The 20,289-nt window shown below is 65.1% G+C and carries 21 protein-coding genes; 16 read left to right on the top strand and 5 right to left on the bottom strand.

Annotated features, from left to right (window positions below):
* Window positions 1-2: 2 nt before the first annotated feature.
* Together A5781_RS08665 and A5781_RS08660 are read right to left on the bottom strand one after the other, a co-directional pair.
* Window positions 3-1,190, bottom strand: coding sequence for an acyl-CoA dehydrogenase family protein (locus tag A5781_RS08665; RefSeq protein WP_067203817.1), 1,188 nt, complete (start codon window positions 1,188-1,190; stop codon window positions 3-5).
* A 4-nt stretch (window positions 1,191-1,194) separates the two neighbouring features.
* Window positions 1,195-2,379 (bottom strand): cytochrome P450, encoded by a 1,185-nt coding sequence (locus tag A5781_RS08660; protein WP_067203816.1) that lies wholly within the window; start codon window positions 2,377-2,379, stop codon window positions 1,195-1,197.
* A 200-nt stretch (window positions 2,380-2,579) separates the two neighbouring features.
* On the opposite strand from A5781_RS08660, the gene A5781_RS08655 reads away from it, so the two are divergent.
* The 3 genes from A5781_RS08655 (at window position 2,580) to A5781_RS08645 (ending at window position 7,165) form a co-directional block, all read left to right on the top strand.
* Window positions 2,580-4,049 carry an aldehyde dehydrogenase family protein gene (locus A5781_RS08655; RefSeq protein WP_067203868.1) on the top strand — a complete coding sequence of 490 codons (1,470 nt, stop codon included), beginning with the start codon at window positions 2,580-2,582 and terminating at the stop codon, window positions 4,047-4,049.
* On the top strand, window positions 4,046-6,352 hold the full coding sequence (locus tag A5781_RS08650) for a CaiB/BaiF CoA-transferase family protein (RefSeq protein WP_067203815.1): 2,307 nt from the start codon (window positions 4,046-4,048) through the stop codon (window positions 6,350-6,352). Before A5781_RS08655 ends, A5781_RS08650 begins: the two co-directional genes overlap by 4 nt.
* A 207-nt stretch (window positions 6,353-6,559) precedes the next feature.
* Entirely contained in the window at window positions 6,560-7,165 is a 606-nt protein-coding gene (locus A5781_RS08645) for a GNAT family N-acetyltransferase (protein WP_067203814.1), read from the top strand.
* 148 nt (window positions 7,166-7,313) lie between these two features.
* On the opposite strand, the gene A5781_RS24920 is transcribed toward A5781_RS08645, so the two are convergent.
* A complete protein-coding gene (locus A5781_RS24920; protein ID WP_156624492.1) occupies window positions 7,314-7,625 on the bottom strand; it encodes a putative quinol monooxygenase in 312 nt (103 codons plus the stop codon).
* Window positions 7,626-8,222: 597 nt separating this feature from the next.
* Between A5781_RS24920 and A5781_RS08635 the strand changes: the two genes are divergently transcribed.
* The 5 genes from A5781_RS08635 (at window position 8,223) to A5781_RS08615 (ending at window position 11,873) form a co-directional block, all read left to right on the top strand.
* The gene (locus A5781_RS08635; RefSeq protein WP_067203812.1) at window positions 8,223-8,993 is read left to right on the top strand and encodes an SDR family NAD(P)-dependent oxidoreductase; all 771 of its coding nucleotides are present in this window, start codon (window positions 8,223-8,225) and stop codon (window positions 8,991-8,993) included.
* Window positions 8,994-9,065: 72 nt separating this feature from the next.
* A complete protein-coding gene (gene msrB / locus A5781_RS08630; RefSeq protein WP_067203811.1) occupies window positions 9,066-9,554 on the top strand; it encodes a peptide-methionine (R)-S-oxide reductase MsrB in 489 nt (162 codons plus the stop codon).
* Window positions 9,551-10,108 (top strand): peptide-methionine (S)-S-oxide reductase MsrA, encoded by a 558-nt coding sequence (msrA, locus tag A5781_RS08625; RefSeq protein WP_067203810.1) that lies wholly within the window; start codon window positions 9,551-9,553, stop codon window positions 10,106-10,108. Before msrB ends, msrA begins: the two co-directional genes overlap by 4 nt.
* 135 nt (window positions 10,109-10,243) lie before the next feature.
* Complete coding sequence (tal, locus tag A5781_RS08620) at window positions 10,244-11,332, top strand: transaldolase (protein ID WP_067203809.1); 1,089 nt, start codon at window positions 10,244-10,246, stop codon at window positions 11,330-11,332.
* Between the two features lie 97 nt (window positions 11,333-11,429).
* Window positions 11,430-11,873, top strand: coding sequence for a hypothetical protein (locus A5781_RS08615; RefSeq protein WP_067203808.1), 444 nt, complete (start codon window positions 11,430-11,432; stop codon window positions 11,871-11,873).
* 50 nt (window positions 11,874-11,923) lie between these two features.
* On the opposite strand, the gene A5781_RS25515 is transcribed toward A5781_RS08615, so the two are convergent.
* Together A5781_RS25515 and A5781_RS24915 are read right to left on the bottom strand one after the other, a co-directional pair.
* A complete protein-coding gene (locus A5781_RS25515) occupies window positions 11,924-12,115 on the bottom strand; it encodes a hypothetical protein (RefSeq protein ID WP_156624489.1) in 192 nt (63 codons plus the stop codon).
* A gap of 37 nt (window positions 12,116-12,152) precedes the next feature.
* Window positions 12,153-12,968 carry a sigma-70 family RNA polymerase sigma factor gene (locus A5781_RS24915; RefSeq protein ID WP_369817697.1) on the bottom strand — a complete coding sequence of 272 codons (816 nt, stop codon included), beginning with the start codon at window positions 12,966-12,968 and terminating at the stop codon, window positions 12,153-12,155.
* 644 nt (window positions 12,969-13,612) lie between these two features.
* On the opposite strand from A5781_RS24915, the gene A5781_RS08605 reads away from it, so the two are divergent.
* The 8 genes from A5781_RS08605 to A5781_RS08570 all read left to right on the top strand — a co-directional run bounded on the left by A5781_RS08605 (window position 13,613) and on the right by A5781_RS08570 (window position 20,258).
* Entirely contained in the window at window positions 13,613-14,080 is a 468-nt protein-coding gene (locus A5781_RS08605) for a DUF5709 domain-containing protein (RefSeq protein WP_067203806.1), read from the top strand.
* Window positions 14,081-14,116: 36 nt separating this feature from the next.
* The gene (locus A5781_RS08600) at window positions 14,117-15,532 is read left to right on the top strand and encodes an NAD(P)H-quinone dehydrogenase (protein WP_067203805.1); all 1,416 of its coding nucleotides are present in this window, start codon (window positions 14,117-14,119) and stop codon (window positions 15,530-15,532) included.
* Between the two features lie 98 nt (window positions 15,533-15,630).
* The gene (locus A5781_RS08595) at window positions 15,631-16,062 is read left to right on the top strand and encodes a DM13 domain-containing protein (protein WP_197503748.1); all 432 of its coding nucleotides are present in this window, start codon (window positions 15,631-15,633) and stop codon (window positions 16,060-16,062) included.
* 341 nt (window positions 16,063-16,403) lie between these two features.
* Complete coding sequence (locus tag A5781_RS08590) at window positions 16,404-17,771, top strand: NAD(P)/FAD-dependent oxidoreductase (protein WP_067203804.1); 1,368 nt, start codon at window positions 16,404-16,406, stop codon at window positions 17,769-17,771.
* Between the two features lie 197 nt (window positions 17,772-17,968).
* Window positions 17,969-18,568 carry a sulfite oxidase-like oxidoreductase gene (locus tag A5781_RS08585; protein WP_067203803.1) on the top strand — a complete coding sequence of 200 codons (600 nt, stop codon included), beginning with the start codon at window positions 17,969-17,971 and terminating at the stop codon, window positions 18,566-18,568.
* A gap of 8 nt (window positions 18,569-18,576) precedes the next feature.
* Entirely contained in the window at window positions 18,577-19,317 is a 741-nt protein-coding gene (locus tag A5781_RS08580; protein WP_082939274.1) for a ferredoxin reductase, read from the top strand.
* Window positions 19,318-19,335: 18 nt separating this feature from the next.
* The gene (locus tag A5781_RS08575) at window positions 19,336-19,608 is read left to right on the top strand and encodes a DUF6510 family protein (protein WP_067203801.1); all 273 of its coding nucleotides are present in this window, start codon (window positions 19,336-19,338) and stop codon (window positions 19,606-19,608) included.
* A complete protein-coding gene (locus tag A5781_RS08570) occupies window positions 19,608-20,258 on the top strand; it encodes an RraA family protein (protein WP_067203800.1) in 651 nt (216 codons plus the stop codon). The genes A5781_RS08575 and A5781_RS08570 overlap by 1 nt, the downstream gene beginning before the upstream one ends.
* The last annotated feature ends 31 nt before the right edge of the window (window positions 20,259-20,289 follow it).

The raw sequence follows: 20,289 nt of genomic DNA, 5'->3' as shown, positions 1-20,289 counted from the left end.
TCCTATGTTGCGGTGGCGCGAAGGTCACGGGGAGCTCGCGGCATGCCCAATCCGGCCATGGCAATGATGTCACGCTGGATTTCGTTGGCGCCGCCACCGAACGTATTGATGACTGCCCATCGGTATGCGGTTTCCAGCGCGCCGCGTAGCGGTGCGTCGGTGCCCTGGCGTACCCCGTTGTGGTCGAGCACTTCAAGCAGCTGGCGGGCGACCTGCTGGGTCAGCTCGGTGCCGAACACCTTGGCGGCCGACGCTTCTCCCATGCTGAGCACGCCTTTGGTCATCGCGGCGTTGATGCGAAGGTTGACCAGTTTGTAGGCGGCGACTTGGGCCTCAACCCGGGCCAGGGCGAGCTGCACCCACGGCTGGTCGATGACGCGGCCGCCGTCGAGGTCGGTACTGACGGCCCACTCCAGGGTCTTCTCGAACAGCGGCTCGAGCGCCCCGAGGTTGCCGAGGGCCGCCCGCTCGAAGTTCAACTGGGTGGTGATCAGCTGCCAGCCCTGGTTCTCACCACCCACCAGCGCGCTGGCCGGGACCCGCACGTCGTCGTAGAACGTGTAGAAGGTGGAGATGCCGGGCATCGTGTGCAGCGGCTGCCAGGAGAACCCGGGCGACGAGGTGGGCACGATCAGGATGGAAATGCCCTTGTGCTTCTTGGCATTCGGATCGGTGCGGGCGGCCAGCCAGATGTAGTCGGCGTAGGCGGCGCCGCTGGTGAACATCTTCTGGCCGTTGATCACGTATTCGTCGCCGTCGCGGACCGCGGTGGTGCGCAGCGAGGCGAGGTCGCTACCCGCTCCGGGCTCGGAGTAGCCGATCGCGAACTCGACACTGCCGTCGAGGATCGCGGGCAGGAACTGCTGCTTCTGTTCCTCGGTGCCGCACTGCATCAGGGTCGGCCCAACGGTGTTGAGCGTCACCAGCGGGATCGGGGCGTTGACCCGCTGCGCCTCTTCGGAGAAGATGAACTGCTCGATCGCCGAGAACCCGCGTCCGCCATACTTTTTGGGCCAACCGACGCCGAGCAGGTCGGCCGCGGCCAGCGCCCGCACGCACTCGCGCACTTCGGGGCCGCCCTCCATACGTGCGCTGAGCGCGAGGCTGCGTTCGGGCGTCATCACCTGTTCCAGCGCGGCGCGGATCTCGGCGCGCAGCCGCTCCTGCTCGGGCGAGTACTCCAAATCCATCGGTTCAGGCCCCCAGCCGCACCGGCATGCGCTTGACCCCGGGAACCATGGTGGCGCGCATCCGGTCCACCCCACCCGCCAGCTCGAGCTTGGGGAAGCGGCGCAGCAGCTCGTCGAACATCACGCACGCCTCCAGCCTGGCCAATTGCGCACCGACACAGGAATGCTCGCCGCACCCGAACGCGATGTGCGGATTCGGGTGCCGGGTCACCTTGAACTCCTCGGAGTCGGCACCGAAGATCTCCTCGTCCCGGTTGGCGGAGCCGTAGAGCATCACGACCACATCGCCCTCGGCGATCCGCTGGCCGCGGATCTCGACGTCGGTCGTCGCGGTGCGCGCCATGTGCACGACGGGGCTGGTCCACCGCAGCATTTCCTCGACGGCGCCCGGTATCAGCGCGGGATCGTCGGCCAGCAGGCGGCATTGGTCGGGGTGCGTGATCAACGCTAGCGTGCCCAGCGCGATCAGGTTGCGTGTGGTTTCGTTGCCGGCCACCAGCAGCAGGTAGGCGAAATTCAGCAGGTCTTCATCGGTCAGCCGGACCCCGTCGATCTCCGCGCCGGCCAACACCGACAACAGGTCGTCGCGCGCGTCCACGCGCCTGGCGGCGATCAGCTTCTGGAAGTACTCGTACAGCTGCCCCATAGCGACCATCGGGTCGAGTTCGATCTCCGGGTCGGCCGTTCCAGTGGCCGCGTCCGACCACGCCCGGAACTGCTCCCAGTCATCGGCGGGCGCGCCGATGAGCTCGGCGATCATTCGGGTGGGCAGCGGAGCGGCGATCTCATCGGCGAACTCGTGCACGGAATCCGGCTCGATGCCGTCGAGGATCCCTCGCACGATCTCGCGGATCTTGGGCTCCAGGACGGCCACCCGCCGCCGGGTGAACCCGGAGTTGATCAGCTTGCGCAACTGCCGGTGCCGGGGCGGGTCGGTGAAGATGAGGTTGCCTTCCTGCACCGCGTTCCCCATCTGCGGATCGGGAATGGTGATGCCCCGGGTGGAGGTGAACGTGGCCGGGTTGGTGGACACGAACCGGATGTCCTCGTACTTCAACAGCGCCCAGAAGTTGGTGACGTCGTTCCAGCACACCGGCGCCGTCGCGCGCAGCTCGCGGTACGCGGGGTACGGATCGCCGGCATAGAAGTCGGGGGAGTGCAACAGAGAAGCGGGCAAAGTGGTCCGCACGGCGGCCTCCCTGAGCAGACGATCCGACACATTGACGTAATGTGTCTTGCGGCCTTGTGTCTACCCCGCGCGGCCCACCCGTGTCAATACCGGCGCGAAACCGGAAAATAGCACGCAATTCGCGTGGTTAGTGATTGACGGCACGGAGGCATGGGTGTACACCAAGTGGTTAGATGACCGACGTTCGGGTGAGGAACCGCATGACCGAGCTGCAAACTCCGCGATCTCTTGTCGACACCTATCAGCTCTACATCGACGGCAGATGGGTCGAGCCGGAGGACGGTCGCTACGACGACATCAACCCGGCCACCGAGGAATCCATCGGCACCGCCCCGGACGCGAGCGTCGCCCAGGTCGGCGCGGCGATCGACGCCGCGCGGCGGGCGTTCGACAGCGGGGCGTGGGGCCGGATGGGCCCCGACGAGCGGGCCGGCTGCCTCAATCAGCTCGGTGCGGCCCTGCTCAAGCACGCCGACGAGATCTTCGCGCTGTCACAGGTCGAATGGGGCTGCGTCACCAACGAACGCATGATGCAAATCGACGGCGCCGGCTACATGTCGATGCATGCGGCCCAGCTCGCGACGAAGCTGGTCGACGAGCCGGTCACCGGGATCGGTGCCGGAACGACGTTGTTGCGCCGCGAGCCGCTCGGTGTCGTATCGATCCTGACGCCGTGGAACTTCCCGCACTGTCTCAACGTGATGAAGGTGAACAACGCCCTGGCCGCGGGCAACACCGTCGTGCTCAAGCCCTCACCGCTGACGCCGCTGGCGGGCCTCGCGCTGGCGCGCATCATCGACGAGGAGACCGACATCCCGCCGGGCGTCGTCAACGTCGTCACGCCGTCGGGCCTCGAGGCCGCCAAGCTGCTCACGACGGATCCGCGCATCGACATGATCAGCTTCACCGGCAGTTCCGCCGTCGGGTGCGAGGTCATGCGGGCCGCGGGTGACGCCATGAAGCGGCTGTTGCTGGAATGCGGCGGGAAGTCGGCGAGCATCATCCTCGATGACACGCAGGTGACCGACGACATACTGCGGCAGATGCTGTTCGATTGCTGCTCGCTGCATGCCGGGCAGGCCTGCATCCTGCACAGCCGGCTGCTGCTTCCCGATTCGTTGCACGACGACGTCGTGGACCGGCTCGTCGCGCTCGCCCGCGACGTCAAGGTCGGCGACCCCACGGACCCGGCGGTGGAGATGGGGCCGCTCATCAGCGCGGCGCAACGCGAGCGTGTGCAAGCGCACGTCGACGGTGCGGTCAACGACGGAGCGAAGCTGGCGACCGGCGGCGGCCGTCCGGCCGGCCTGGATGTCGGCTACTACTTCGAACCGACGATTCTCACTGGTGTGCAACCGGATTCGACGATCGCGCAGGAGGAAGTGTTCGGGCCCGTGCTGTCGGTGCTGCGCTACCGCGACGACGACGACGCCGTCGCGATCGCGAACAACTCGTGCTACGGGCTTTCCGGCGCCGTGTGGGGCACCGACGTGGACCGGGCCGTCGCGGTCGCCCGGCGCATGCGCACCGGTCAGGTCGCGGTCAACGGCGTCGGGCCGGGCGATGCGCCGTTCGGCGGCTTCAAGCTGAGCGGGTTCGGCCGGGAAAGCGGCGGTATCACCGGGCTGCACCAGTACATGGAGGTGAAGGCCATCGGGATCCCGGCATGACGGGACCCCTCACCGGGCTCCACGTCGTCGAACTCGCCAACGAGATCTCAGGTCCTTACGCCGCAAAGCTTTTCGTCGACCTCGGTGCCGAGGTCACCAAGATAGAGCCGCCCGCCGGAGATTCGTTGCGCCGCTGGGGTCCGTTCCCGGGCGGAGTCTGCGACCCGCAGCGCTCCGGACTGTTCGAGTACCTCAACGCCGGAAAGCGCGGCGCCACCCTGGACCTGGCCGAGCCGGGTGATCTGGCGGCGACCCGCGAGTTCATCGCGCCGGCGCACGTGCTCATCGAGGATCTCGGTCCGGGAATGTTGGAACGCCGGGGGCTGGGCCCGGACGCCCTGAGCCGGCTGAACCCAAACCTGGTGTTGCTGCGCATCTCTGGATTCGGTCAGTGCGGGCCCTGGCGGCAGCGGCAAGCCACACCCCTGACCGTGCAGGCGGCGTCGGGATGGATCAGCGCCCGGGATCCGGACCGCCCACCGGTGCAGGTCGGTGCCCGCATCTCCGAGTACGTCGCAGGCGTTTACGGCGCGCTGGGCGCGCTGACCGCCTTGCGGCTGCCGACCGCCGGCCGGGTCAGAGAGGTCGACGTCTCCCAGCTCGAGGCACTGCTGTCGACGCTGCCCTATCCGATGCTGATGGCACAGCGCATGAAAGGCCTCGGCTTGCCCGCGAACCTGCGGTCGGCGCCCATGCTGGGTGTCGTCCGGGCCGCCGACGGCTGGGTGGGCATCAACTGCCTGACGGGCCAGCACTGGCTGGATGTGTGCGCCATGCTCGGCCTGCCCGAGTACGGCGAGCATCAGATCGCGATCATGATGGGCGGCCCGGAGCGCGACGAATTCTTCCGCAAGGCGGAGCCGTTGCTCGCCCAGCAGACCGTCGGCGAGATCGTGGAACTCGCTCAGGCCCTGCGCATTCCGGCCGCGCCGGTCAACGACGGGGCCACCGTGTCGACCTGCCCGCAGTACGCCGAGCGCGGTTTCTTCGTGCAATCCGGTGGGCCCGGTTGGTCGTTCCAGCGGCCCGGGCCGCCGTTCCGTTTCGCGAAAACCCCGGTGCCGCAACCCCGCCCGGCGCCTAACCTGGGCACGGGCCCCGAACCGTGGGCCACCGCGGCGCGCTCGCTTAACAGGACCGAGGGGCCGCTGCCCTTTTCCGGCCTGCGCGTCCTCGACCTGACCACGTTCTGGGCCGGGGCCTACCTGACCTGCTACCTGGGCGCGTTCGGCGCCGACATCGTCAAGGTCGAGTCGATCCAGCGGCCGGACGGACACCGCTACTCCGGCGCCTTCGCCTACGAGGGCGACGACTGGTATGAACGCAGCCCCATCTGGCAGGGCACCAACCTCAACAAGCGCGACCTCACCCTCGACCTGACCTCCGAGCGGGGCCTCGGCATCGCCCGGCGGCTGGCCGCGGAGGCCGATGTGGTGGTGGAGAACTTCTCGCCCCGGGTGGTCGAGCAGTTCGGCCTGGACTACGAGGCGCTGGTGGCGCTGAACCCTGACGTGATCGTTGTGCGGATGCCGGGATACGGCCTGCGGGGCCCGTGGCGCGACTACGTCGGGTGGGCGCTGAACTTCGAGCAGACCTCGGGAATGTCGGCCGTGACCGGTTACCCCGACGGTCCGCCATGCAACCCGCAGGGCCCCGCCGATCCCATCGTCGGCGTGCACGCGGGGGTCGCGCTGCTGGGCGCCTTGGAGCACAGGAGCCGCACCGGTACGGGTCAGCTGATCGAGATCGCCCAGATCGAGGTTGCCGCCTGCGTGACCGCGGAACCGGTGATCGAGTACTCGATGACCGGCGTCGTGCGTCCGCGGGAGGGCAACAGGCGGCGCGGCTACCTGCAGGGCGTGTATCCGACCAGTGTCGACGGGGTGTGGGTGGCGTTGTCGCTGCCCGACGAGGGGCGGCTCGACCACGACGTGTTCGACGAGATGGTCGCCGCGTGGACCCGCACCCAGACCGCCGCCGACATCGTGGAAACCCTGCGTGCACAGGGCATCCCGGCGGAACGCGTGATCACCGGCGATCAGATGTACGACGGCGAGCTGATCGGGGCCCAGCTCGACGCGCGCGGCTACTACGAGGAGCTGGTCCACCCGATCACCGGGCCGCACCGCTTTCCCGGCTGGCCGTTTCGCATCACCCCCGGACCGCCCCGCCACCACCGCGCCGCCCCGCCGACGCTGGGCCAGCACAACGACGACATCCTGGGCGGGTTGGGCCTGTCCGCGGACGAGATCGCGAGACTGCGGGCCGAACGGGTGATCGGTGAGCGGCTGCTCAACGCGTGAGCGGCACCGACACCGTGAATCACGCGGTCGCCCGACAGCCGGTCCGATCACTCTGTTGCTATACCTCTGGGTACTTCATGATGTCCCGGAGTGGGGCGTGTGCCCCAGACGCTACCGCCGGCCGCCGGCCGCAAGTATTCGCCCTTGGCGGGGCCTAGAATTGGGTGACTTGCCCCAGTACGTGTATGACAAACCCAGGAGGCGGAAATGACTGAGCATCGTCACGTCGAATGGGACCCTGACACGCGCCGCATCCTGACGACCCGGCTCTTGTTGCGCCCTTGGCAGCTCGACGACGACACCGCCGCCTATGGGATATACGGGGACGCGGAGGTTTCGCGTTGGCTGTGTCCGGCGCTGCCCTTGATCACCGACGACGCGCACATGCGTCAACTCTTGGGCGCATGGATCGCCGAAAGCGACGCGACCGGCCTGCCCCTGGGCCGATGGGCGATTACCGATAGAGACTCTGGCGACCTGATCGGGGGAGTGGCACTGCTTCCGCTTCCACCTGGCCGCACCGATCTTGAGATCGGATGGCAGGTCGCACCGACGCTGTGGGGTCGCGGCTATGGCGCGGAAGCCGGTCATGCGGTGGCTCATCAAGCATTCACAAATGTTGGTGTCAGTGAGGTCTTCGCAGTCGTGCGGCCAGGCAATCATCGCGGGGTGGCTACGGCGCGGCGAGTGGGCATGGAATGGGTCGGTGAGACGGACAAGTACTACAACTTACCCCTTGAAATCTACCGACTGAGCAAAGCCGATTTGGATTTGCCAGAGCCGGCCTGCGCACCGGCGCCGGGATCGCAGTAGTCCCGAATACCACAGCGGTGCGGCCCTGCGCTGAACAATCTGGACAAGGCGCGGCCTTTAGCTGTCGCAGGGGGGTCGCCCCGGACCATAGACCGGGGGCCCCGCTTCCGATGGGTGGTATGACCCAGAGCGCGGGAGGCGCAGGGGCTTAGCGACTCAATACATGGTAGAAGGTGACCTGGGCCTCGCCGCCTTCAGCGAACTGGGCCAACGCTCCCACGCTGAGCGCGAAGTGTTCGGTCTGGACGTGGAGGTCGACACCGTGCTGGTTTCGGAATCGCTGATAAAGTGTGAAATGTCCTGGCTGATCTCGGTCTTCGTGGAGCCGGAAGGTGCTCACGTCTCCTTCGGCCAGCGACTGCGGGATTAGCTCAGCAAGCGCACGCCGCAAGTCGTCTCCTCTGCCTGGCAAGGCCGTGGCCTCGGTGATCAGCACCACTTCTTCATCTGCGCTGTACATGGTTGACACTCCTTCATTGTCGCCCCAAGGCTGTGAACAATCACGGCACCGAGTAATTAACCTGCGCCCGCCGCCATCTCGTGTACACGTCGTCACATCGGTGGTTGCCTTTAGGCATACGCTCCAACGTCGCCTGTCGCCGCGTGTAATCGCAACCGCCGGCTAAACGTATTCGCAGCCACTTTACTTCCCGGTCTTTGTTTCTGAGCATTACAACCCGCTTCCGTCAATACAGTCATGACTCGCCAGCACCGGCTGCACCGGTTCTCAACTGGGCGCTGGCTCCTCACCGAAGCGCGAAGCTCTCGTCCCCTGATCGCCCGGGTTAATTTCGCGAAGCTTCGCCCCTCACGCGGTGATCGACGGCGAACGCCGTCACGGTATTGCGGTGTCAGCAGTTGATCTCGCGCCGCGCCAGAACTCACCCGGGTGAAACAACGCCGGGGTGATGACAGCTCACCCCGCCGGGCAGCAGATTGATACCAGTTAGAGGTAGACACGCATTGCGCCGGGTGTAATCGCCAGGGCTACAACTGTTCTTGCCGGGTAAAGGGCCCAGCAGGAGTCGCCGAGAATGAACAGCAGAAAGGTCTCACCATGCACTTCGATTCCAAGAAGGTCATCGTCCTCGGGGGCAGTGCCGGTATGGGGCGGCAGGTCGCCGTGGATATCGTGCGGCACGGCGGCAGTGCGGTGATCGTCGGCCGGTCTAAGGACCGCGTTGATGACACCGTGGCCGAACTGACCGCTGGGGGTGGTCAGGCCTGGGGGATCACCGCTGAGTTGACCGATCGGAGCGCGGTCGGCGACGTTCAGCGCGTGGTCTCCGAGCACCACGGCGATGCGACGTTGTTGGTCAATGCGGCTGGATTCTTTGTTCCCAAGCCGTTTCTCGAGTACGACGCGTTGACCTATGACTCGTACATGGAGCTCAACTATGCCTTGTTCTTCCTGACGCAGACAGTCGTTGAGGGCATGATCGCCCGCGGGGAGGGTGGCTCCATCGTCAACATCGGCAGCATGTGGGCACATCAGGCGATTGCTCTGACGCCGTCGTCGGTGTACTCGATGCAAAAAGCCGGGCTGCACGCGCTGACCCACAACCTCGCGATCGAGCTTGCCGAGCACAAGATCCGCGTCAACGCGGTGGCACCGGCCGTCGTGAAGACTCCCCTCTACGAGGGCTTCATCCCGAAGGACGAGATCGACGCCACGCTTGACACTTTTGCGCCGCTTCACCCCCTGGGACGCGTCGGCACCCCCGCCGACGTCGCCAACGCCGTGACGTACCTGCTCTCTGATGAGGCCAGTTGGGTCACCGGCGCGATTCTCAACGTCGACGGCGGCATCATGGCGGGCCGCAACTAACCCGGCAACGACGCTGGACGGGACGAAATACAAAGCGCAGCACACCAAGGCTGCGTGAACGAAGGAGATCGAGTGTCACACAATTACAGCAAGAACCGCGCCGCGGTTGACGCGCTAACCCCCGAGCAATACCGCATCACCCAGGAGAGCGGCACGGAGCTTCCGTTCACCGGCGAGTACTGCGACAACCATGAACCCGGCATCTACGTTGACATTGTTTCTGGCGAACCGCTTTTCGCCTCGGTGAACAAATTCGACAGTGGAAGCGGCTGGCCCAGCTTCACCCAGCCCATCGACGCGGACAGCCTTGTTGAGAAGCACGACCGCAGCCACTTCATGGATCGAGTCGAGGTGCGATCAGCCCACGCGGACAGCCATCTGGGCCACGTATTCCCGGATGGCCCTGCAGAAGCGGGCGGGTTGCGCTACTGCATCAACTCGGCATCTCTGCGATTCATCCACCGCGACGACCTGGAAGCCGAGGGTTATGGGCAATATCTGCACTTGTTCACACAGGATGGATCGGAGCAACACCAAAGCGTCGGCGAGCAGAAATCATGACTGACAATAAGATCGCCGTTCTTGCCGGCGGCTGCTTTTGGGGCATGGAGGACCTGTTCCGCAAGCAGCCCGGTGTGGTATCCACCCGGGTCGGCTACACCGGTGGCAGCAACACGCATCCCACCTACCGCAATCACCCCGGCCACGCGGAGGCACTTGAAATCACCTACGACCCAGACGAGACCGATTACCGGGCACTGCTGGAATTCTTCTTCCAGATCCACGACCCGACCACGAAGAACCGTCAAGGCAACGATGTCGGAACCAGCTACCGGTCAGCGATTTTCTATCTGGACGACGAGCAGAAGCAAATCGCAGTGCGCACCATTGCCGACGTCGAAGCATCAGGCCGCTGGCCCGGCGCAGTCGTAACCGAGGTCAACCCGGCCGGCGAGTTTTGGGAAGCCGAACCCGAGCACCAGAACTACCTGCAGCGGTATCCATCCGGCTACACCTGCCACTACGTCCGCCCGGAGTGGGCGTTGCCCAACCGCGGTGACGGTGCGGGCGGCGCGGGGGCAGTCACGCCGGAACATGCCGAGCCGACTCAATAGCGACGTGGGCTCGGTAACTCCGCCTGATTGGCAGGTGCTGCTGAGTGCGTACGCGCCGTTGGTGCTCTATCGGGCCGTATGTGGTGTGGGATGGGTTCTACCGCGACTCGGCCCCCGGCGAGCGGCGGTGACGGGATGACTCAGAACCCGAATCTGGCTGCACTATCACTGGCGGGGGTATCGGTCTGGCTGGATGACTTGTCGCGCAGCCTGCTGCAGTCCGGCAAGCTGCGGCAGTTGATCGACACGAGAAGCGTTGTCGGCGTGACCACTAACCCGTCCACCTTTGAGCGCGCACTGACACACGGGCGCGCCTACGATGGCCAGATTGCCGAGCTCACGGGCCGCGGTACCGATATCGATACCGCAGTCCGCACGGCGATCACCGACGACGTTCGGGCGGCCTGCGATGTGCTCCGCCCGCAGTGGGAGGCGTCCGACGGCGTCGACGGGAGAGTTTCCATTGAGGTCGACCCGTCGCTGGCGAACGACACCGATGCAACAGTCACTCAGGCCGTCGAGCTGGCCAAGGTCGTCGACCGGCCCAACGTGTTCATCAAAATACCGGCGACCACAGCGGGGCTGCCGGCGATCACCGCCGCGCTGGCCAAAGGTGTCTCAGTCAACGTCACGCTGATCTTTTCTGTCCAACGGCATCGAGCCGTGATGAACGCCTATCTGGCCGGTGTCGAAGCCGCCAGCCAGGCGGGCGTTGACATATCTCAAATCCACTCTGTGGCATCGCTGTTCGTATCCAGAGTGGACACCGAAGTCGACAAGCGACTCGAGGTGATCGGCACCGATGAGGCGCTCAGACTGCGAGGACAGGCGGGCATTGCCAACGCGCGATTGGCCTACGCGGCCTACCAGCAGGTCTTCGAAGCCGAGCCTCGCTTCGCCGCGCTGCGCGCCGCGGGTGCTCGCGTGCAACGGCCGTTGTGGGCCTCCACGGGTGTAAAAAACGCCGCTTACCCTGACACGATGTACGTCACGGAACTCGTGGCACCAAACACGGTCAGCACCATTCCTGAACCGACGCTGGAGGCGGTGGCCGACCACGGCGTCATCGCCGGTGAAACCATGGCGGGCCAGGCGGTGCACGCGCGGGAAGTGTTCGACCGGCTGACGACGGTCGGTGTCGATCTGCCCAATGTGTTCGCCGTACTTGAACACGACGGGGTGTCCAAATTCGCGGCGTCCTGGTCGCGGACGCTTCAACGCTGAATACTTTGCGGCTCTGTAACTGTCACTCAGCTAGGAGACCGATCAGATGTCCCCCTCGGGTGGGTCCTGGATTTGATCGAACAACAAGGAGGGAACTGTGACCGGCTACGTCGCTGGCGTCATTGGTGGCATTGTCGGCGGACTCGCAATCGCCGCGCTAGGCATGGCCTACGGTGCGGCGAGTGGGCGGGGTTTGTGGGCGCTGCCCAACAGCATCGGCGGCCTCATTCTGGGCCCAAGGCGCGCCCACACTAGGATGTTTGGAGTGGCCACCCTCGTCGGCGTCGCCCTCCACGTCCTACTCTCGGCCGTATTCGGCATCGCTATCGTCCTTCTCGCGCAGGATTTCACGCACGCGTACCTCGCGACTGGTCTGGTGGCCGGCGTGGCGCTGTGGCTCATAAATTATGTTGGCATCGGCGCGATCCATGTTGGTGCACGGGGCGTCGCGAAGGTAAATCCCGTGCCGATCGCGCTCGGGCTTCACCTGTTATTCGGATTCATTACTAGCGTGGTCGCTGTTTCGATCCTGCGAGCGTGAGGCCTTTCGGTCACGGAAGACCGCAAACGCAGGCTCGTAATCTATTGCAACTAGGCTTCTTCCAATGCTTCACCAAGTGATTGAAGAACCTTGTTGTGCTGCGCGTTGACAAGCGTGTGGCCCACCACCAACGCAGCGACGACGGGCCATTCCATGATCCCGAACAGGGCCATCGCACCGACGCCGGCATAGAACGCCAGATGTTCCGGTGCCGGTAGCATCAGGCCGATGCTCCAGGGCAACGACGGGGTAACCGTATGCGGGGACTGAGCTCTCGCTTTATCCATCACGTCCCTTGATCTCCCGCCCGATCACATGAACTCGACGACGATGCCCGGATCGTTCTCGACGCGGGTCCGTGCAAACGGCTGTCAGCGCCCCGAGGGGACCATGTAGCGAACATGCAGGATCAGCCTTGCCTTTCACCGTCGATGCCGCCCCGGAACCGTCGTGATCAGCGCCTGCCGGATGCTGTTGGTTGCCTCTGACTGACGCGTTGTCGGTCGTTCTCGGAGCATGGTCGACTGCGGAGTCGAATAGCAATTCGCGCAATTGTTTTCGACCGCGGTTCAGCCTCGAACTTACGGTCCCTTGCCGGGAGTCGGTCATGGCGGCGATCTCCTTGTAGGAGTATCCGGCAATGTCGGCAAAGTACACGACGATGCGAAACTGCTCGGGCAGCCCCATCATTGCCGCCTTGAGGTCGGGGTCTGGCAGCAGTTCGAGGGCCTGGTCTTCGGCCGACCGGAGGCCCCCGCGCGTGTGTGGGGCACTGGCCGCTAGCTGTCGATCGGTGATCTCACCACTCGGATGTTGCGCGGGACGGCGCTTTTGCCTCCTATAGCCGTTGATATGGGTGTTGGTCATGATCCGCCGCAGCCATGCTTCGAGGTTTGTGCCTGGCTCGAACGCGCGGAAACCGGCATAAGCATGGAGCATTGTTTCTTGCACCAGATCCTCCGCGTCCACTCGGTTGGAGGTCATCCGGAGAGCTTGCCGATACAGGGGTTCAAGGAGCGGGACGACGGCGCTTTCAAATTGAGCGGTCAGCGGGACGTCTGGCGCCTTTGTACATTCGGCGCGTACGCGGCCCACGCTACGTTCCCTCCCTCGCGAAAAGCAGTGGCACGCCTAGATACTGGCCATCGCTTGCCCGAGTCAGGCACGACCGAACCGGGGGGGGACCGGTGCGGGAGAACGGTCCGGGCACCCGAGGAACGCGGGGACCAAAAGCGCGAGCGTCTGGATGCGGCGGCGCCGGTCAGTGCATCGTCTTCTTCCGGCCGCTGTACATGCGCTGCCTTGGCCGCGCCTGCGTTCAGGCGCGTTTCTTCCATGGCCGATCCCCGAATCACGCGGCCCTGGCCGCGGGTACGGCATTTTCTTGCGTCCACAACACCTCCGGTTGTCATTCCGGTGCCAGGGTCCACCGCCGCGGGGTGAGTGGTCATCACCCGACGGGGCAATTCATCCGGGTGAGCGGCACGTGGTCGTGAACGCCATCCACAAACTCAACACCAACCGGGTCGTGCATCGACTGCTGCGGTGAACTTGCCGGCCCGCTCCACCGGTCTTGACGATTCGTCTGCCGTCGATCACCCGGGTGAGTGGCGGAGGTGGGCGACGACAGTTCACCCCTCTGCGCGTCATGATCAGAACATCTTCAGCTGCGCAGGTGTGTGCCGTTGTCTCGGCACAGCAGCGGACCCGCCAGCGCAATAAGACCTGGCAGATACGGAATGGAGAGGGCACCGATGGGGATTTCTGAATTCGACGATGTGCAGGCCCATCTCCTCGAACCAGAAGAAAGCCTGGACTCAGAAGAGACTGGCATCGACCTCGACGAGGGCTACTCACCCCCGGAACGGCCCCGTGAACTGCGAGCGTGGGGTCTCACCGCGAGGGAAGCGCGGACCCATGAAAGCCTGGCGCGCCGACTGGCCCGTGAGGTGCCCGAAGTGACCGATCAGTGGGATGGCGACGGAATCGGTGATAGCGCCGACAGCGATGGGGAGCCAATCGACGATCAGGTCGGCGACATGCGCGCAGGTCGGCTCGTCGCGTTCGACGTCGACCCCACGGATCCTGGTGCGGATTACCTTGCCCACGACGTCGGTATTGACGGCGGCGCTGCCTCGGCTGAGGAGGCCGCCATGCATATCATCGGCGACGAAGACACCAGCGCCGGTGGGGAATGGCGTCTCTGATGACCCGTCGTCCGGCCCGTCGGTGAAATTTCACCTGTGGTGACCCGTGTTGTGATCCTCGGCGGCGGCCCGGCCGGCTACGAGGCGGCATTGGTTGCAGCTGCACGAGATCCGGCCGTAGCCCGCGTCACCGTCGTCGATTCCGACGGGGTGGGCGGCGCCGCGGTGCTGTGCGACTGCGTGCCGTCGAAGACCTTTATTACCTCCACGGGGCTGCGCACTGAACTGCGACGGGCAACCCGCCTGGGTTTCGACATCCACATTGACGACGCCAAGATCTGTTTGGCGGAGATCCACCAGCGGATCAAGATGCTCGCTACCGAGCAATCGGTGGATATCACCGCCCAGCTGCTGAGCTTGGGTGTCGAGTTGATCGCGGGCCGCGGCGAGCTGGTTGATGCGGCTCCCGGTCTGGCCCGGCACCGCGTCAAGGTGAGCGCGCGCGACGGCAGCACCACGATCCGCGATGCCGACGTGGTGTTGATCGCCACCGGCGCGAGCCCCCGGGTCCTGCCGTCGGCGCATCCCGACGGCGAGCGCATCCTGACCTGGCGCCAGCTCTACGACCTGGATTCGTTGCCTGATCACCTCATCGTGGTGGGATGCGGGGTGACCGGCACCGAATTCGCCAACGCCTACATCGAACTGGGCGTGACCGTAACGGTGGTGGCCAGCCGCGACCGAGTGTTGCCGTACGAGGACGCCGACGCCGCGCAGGTGCTCGAGGAATCGTTCGCCCAACGCGGCGTCAAACTGATCAAAAACGCCCGGGCGCAATCCGTCAGGCGGACCGGCGACGGGGTGCTACTGACAATGACTGACGGCCGCACCGTAGAGGGCAGCCACGCATTGATGACACTTGGGTCAGTGCCCAACACCGGCCGGCTGGGTTTACAGCGCGCGGGCATCGAACTCGGCCCCGGTAATTACATTGCCGTCGACCGGGTGTCGCGGACATCGGTCGCGGGCATTTACGCGGCGGGGGACTGCACTGGTGTTCTGCCGTTAGCCTCGGTTGCCGCCATGCAGGGCCGGATCGCGATGTATCACGCGCTTGGTGAAGCCGTTAATCCGCTCCGGCTGCGCACCGTCGCGGCGACGGTGTTCACGCACCCAGAAGTCGCGACGGTCGGCGTCTCGCAGACCGCGATCGACGACGGCTCGATTCAGGCCCGCAGCATCATGCTGCCGTTGAAAACCAACGCACGAGCGAAAATGTCGGAGCTGCGCCAGGGCTTCGTCAAACTATTTTGCCGGCAGGACAGCGGCGTGATAATCGGGGGCGTGGTGGTCGCGCCGATCGCTTCGGAATTGATATTGCCGATCGCGATGGCTGTTCAAAACCGGATCACGGTCGACGATTTGGCCCGGACGCTTGCGATCTATCCGTCGCTGTCCGGCTCGATCACCGAAGCGGCGCGCCGGCTCATAGCCCGCGACGATCTGAACTGATGGACGAACTAATTCGGCCGACGCGGGCTCGGTGGTGGCAGGAATGGTTGGTGCCGCATCGCGTCGCTCGACTAGCGATTGCCATCATCGGAGTCCCGGTGGCCCTGTGGTGGCTGCAACCGTGGAAGTTGTTGACCAGGACCACCGCCGATGAACCTCTGCCGCCTGGAGCGCAGACGACCCACTGCGGCGAGTTCACGGGCCACATCCACCGAACCAGCGGGGTTGCGCGCCTGCTAACCCTAGGCGACGGGGCGCAGATTCTGCGGCTGGAAAATCTGCATACCATTTTGGGACCACGACTGCGCGTATGGCTCAGCGATGCACCGGTCGACGATGCCAGATTTCCATGGCGAAAGTTTGGGCATTGCAAGCACATAGACCTCGGGAGCCTACGCGCCAACCGCGGTAACGCCGATTACGCCGTGCCCAACGGTGCCGACACCGGCGCGCTCGGCAGCGTAGTTCTGTGGTGCGAGCGCTTCGGTGTGTCCTTCGGCGCGGCGCAATTGCGACCCCCGACCCAATGAGTCCCTCCGCCCGGCCCGTCGCCAAGCCGTATTAGTCGCGCATCCTGTGCCGCGAGCGCACGATTCACCGCACGGCAGGGCGCCGCGGAGAATCCCTTGAAGCGGGCGTCACTCAATGCATTCGATGCAACAGATCGCAGCTTGCGCGAAATCACCCGGGTGAATCGTGCTGAAGAGTGATGACAGAAGGCCCAGGCCCGGGCGATGCTCGTGCTGGAGATCTCCACAGCCGTCTACCACGCCGCAGTCGAGGACTCCGTGGCCGGCCAAGGAACAGCAGACCTCATGCGATCGATCCCCGACACCAGGTGGATACCCGAATACCAGACAGGAGAAGAGATATGGAGGCGGTCCCAGTTCACCGTCAACCGCAGAAGGCGGAACCGACCACCTCGGTTGTGATCGTTGGCAGCGGGTTCGCCGGTTTCGAGTGCGCGCGCCGACTGGTCCGACGGCTAGACAGGGCGGGTGCCTCGGATGTGAGGGTGACCATTGTTTCACCGGTCGATTACCTGCAGTACACGCCTTTGCTCGCGGATGTGGCCGGTGGGCTCGTCGACCCGCGGTTTGTCTGTGTTCCGCTGGCCGGAACGCTCAAGGGCGTGCGGGCGGTGCGCGGCCAGGTCGATAGCGTTGACTTCGATCGGCATATGCTGTCGTTCATCGATCCGGAGGGTCGGGTAGGGACGCTGTCGTGGGATCGGCTGGTCTTGACACCAGGCTCGGTGACCCGCGTGTTCGATACACCCGGTTTGGCCGAATATGCGCACGGACTGAAGTCGACGGCCGAGGCGCTGTATCTGCGTGATCGTGTGATCGAGCAGTTGGAACTGGCTTGCGTCGACGAAAACGAGGAGCGCGCGGCCGCGCGACGCACGATTGTCGTTGTCGGTGCGTCGTATTCCGGTTCCGAATTGGCGGCGCAGCTCCGCGCGCTCGCCGACGCAGCGGCGAAGCAGATGGGCTTTGATCGGGCCTCGGTGCGGTTTGTGCTGGTGGACTTGGCCAATCAGGTCATGCCCGAGCTGGGGCGGAAGCTCGGCGACGCTGCGATGCGTGTGCTGCGCTCTCGCGGAATCGACGTGCGGTTGGGCACGACCCTCAGGGAAGTTCACGCCGATCATGTTGTGCTCATCGATGGTTCGCGCATCGACGCTTACACGGTAGCGTGGGTGGCTGGCGTGAGCCCGTCACCGTTGATCGCCACGCTGGGATTGGAAACCGAGCGGGGCCGGCTCAAGGTACGGGCCGATTTGCAGGTACCAGGTTATCCCGACTTGTTTGCCGCGGGCGACGCCGCCGCCGTTCCGGATCTAACCCGGCCGGGCAAGATCGCACCGCCCACAGCACAGCACGCGACCCGACAAGGTAAGACACTGGCCCGCAACGTCGCGGCGAGTCTCGGCTACGGCCAGCGAAAGGACTATCGCCACAGCGACCAGGGTATGGTGGTCGACTTGGGTCCGCGCTACGCCGTCGCCAATCCGCTCGGCGTGCACCTGTCGGGCTATGCCGCAAAGTTTGTCGCCCGCGCCTACCATCTTTACGCGCTTCCCCGGCCCGTCAACCGCTGGGCGGTCGCACTCGCATACCTCACCGACGTCTTCTTCGCCCGCACCGTGTTGTCAATGGGATTTGTTTTCGGCGCCAACCCTCAATTCGCGGCCAGCGGAGTCGCCCAGCTACCGAAGGCAGCGGGGGCAGAATGAGATTCAACGACCCCACTGTTGTTTCTGGCCGCGGACGCACCGCCTGTCCTTTCCTCCAACAGAGAACAGATTGCGGTATCCCAGGCGCTGCTGGCGGCGATACGACGGCACCCTACGTGATCGCCGCGGTCGTATTCCAGCAGCACATCCAGCCCCCGCCTTGTTCGGGTTGATCACTACAGCAACACGGAGCACCAATGACTATCGTCAACAAAGGATTTCGCGGACGTCGCGCTGAGTCGGGCCCCGATCTGCCGCCCGGCCAGCATCTGACCGACGACTTCCCTGTCTTGCAAGCAGGGCCGACTCCTCGGATCGATCTCGATCACTGGCGATTCACCATCCGCGACGAGCTTGGCGCCGAACACTCGTGGACCTGGGCGAAGTTCAAGCGCCTGCCCTGCGAGCGTCTCAACGTGGACATCCACTGCGTTACCACGTGGTCCAAGCTGAATACCAAGTGGGAAGGCGTTTCTCTGGACACACTTTTCGAATCGATCGACACCGCAGCCGGATTCGCACTGGTCGGTTCCTACGGCGGCTACACCACCAACCTTCCCTTGGGCGACCTTCTCGGCGGCAAGGCCTGGATCGTCTACGCGTACCAGGGCGCACCGCTTGGCGCGGTGCACGGCGGCCCGGCGCGGCTCTTGGTGCCGCACCTGTATTTCTGGAAGTCCGCGAAGTGGGTGAGATCCATCGAGCTGCGCGACAGTGACACGCCGGGATTCTGGGAGCGGTTGGGCTACCACAGCTACGGCGACCCGTGGCGAGAACAACGCTACGCCGGCGATTGACGGCGGCCGTGGATCTTCAGGTGAAACCGAAGTTGCAGTGGCGGGTTGCCCGCGTGGTGGACTCTGAACCCGAGACGGGGTCCGCGCAAACGATCGGGCTGACCGTGCCGGGCTGGAGCGGCCACTCGGCGGGTCAGCACGTCGATCTCAAGCTGACTGCCGAGGACGGGTACAGCGCGCAACGCAGCTACTCACTGAGCAGACCAGCCGACGGCGAGCGCATCGAGCTCACTGTGCAGCAGATTCCAGACGGGGAAGTCTCGCCCTACCTCACCGGGCTCACCGCCGGCGATGAGGTCGAACTTCGAGGACCCATCGGCGGCTGGTTCGTCTGGCGGCCTGACGAGGGGGACCGGATTCTGCTCATTGGTGGCGGATCGGGAATCGTGCCGTTGATGGCCATGCTGCGACAGCGGGTAGTGATGGGCAGCGCCGACTTTCGGTTGGTCTATTCGGTTCGCAGTCCCGACGACGTGTACTACGCCCAAGAGCTGCGCCGGCTCGAGCGCAACTGTGACTGGCTGCAGATCGCGCTGGTCTACACCAGGGTGGCCGCGCCGCGGACAACCCGGCCGCCCGGCCGGGTCCGCGCCGCTGACCTCGTGTCGACGGATTGGGCGCCCGACCATGTTGCGCGCGTCTACGTTTGCGGTCCAACGGGGTTCGTGGAATCGGTGACCGCGAAGCTGATCGAGCAGGGGCATCAGCCGTCGGCCATCCGGACCGAGCGGTTCGGGCCGAGCAGCTAATCAAGGAAACGAGGAGCGATGACCGAACCAACGCACGTCGACGGCAACGCGGTCGCTGGCGCCTTTGCAGAAGTGCTGGGATTCGACGTCACCGCCGTGACGTTGACCTGCGGGAAATGTTGTCGCAGTGGGGCCTTCGCCGAGAGTCACGTCTATCACCGCGGGCCCGGCATCGTGGTGCGCTGCCCCTGCTGCGAAAACGTCCTGGCCCGGCTTGTGCAAACGCCCACCGATGTGTGGTTGGACTTCCGCGGCGCCGAGTCCTGGCGTGTCCCGATCCCGGCGGACTGATGGAGTCACTCGACGCACTCGCTGGTCGGGTGCGCACCGCCGACATCGTGGACGCCATGGGGCGACTGCACCGACATCGGTGTCATCTCCTCGACCTGGTGAGCCCCACTCCCGATCGCCAGCTGTTCGGCCCCGCCGTGACGATCTCCTACTTCCCGACGTGCCGGGCCGCGCTCCCGCCCGAGCGCTACAACTTCAAGAGGTTGTTCTACGACGCCATCCAAGGTGGCGCCGAAGGGCGCGTGCTGGTCCTGGCCAGCAATGGCTGCACGGACGCGTCACTGGGCGGTGGGACAAAGTTATCGCGGGTTCGAAACCATCGGCTCGCAGGCATTCTCGCGGACGGGCGGCTGCGCGACTTCGCCGAGCTCGAACGCTTCGACATCGCCATCTATTGCCGCGGCGAGACAACGCGGTGGGGCGGCGACTCCGTCACCCCCTTCGAGGTGAACCGTCCCGTCGTGGTCGCCGGGGTGACCGTCCGTCCCGGCGACTACGTCTTCGCCGACGCCTCCGGCGCCGCCGTCATACCCGCCGCCGATGTGCGCGCTGTGCTATGCGCCGCCAACCAAGTCGCGGCGGAGGACGCGGCGGCCATCGCCACCATCAGATGCGAAACTCCAACCACACCGGGAAACAATGAGAACTGAGCGCCCGGTGCGGGAAGAATTTGGGGCATCG

It is taken from the genome of Mycobacterium sp. 852002-30065_SCH5024008 (assembly GCF_001665645.1).
Lineage (GTDB): Bacteria > Actinomycetota > Actinomycetes > Mycobacteriales > Mycobacteriaceae > Mycobacterium > Mycobacterium paraffinicum.
Note: the sequence above shows the minus strand (reverse complement) of the source record. Positions and strands in the feature narration are given on the sequence as shown.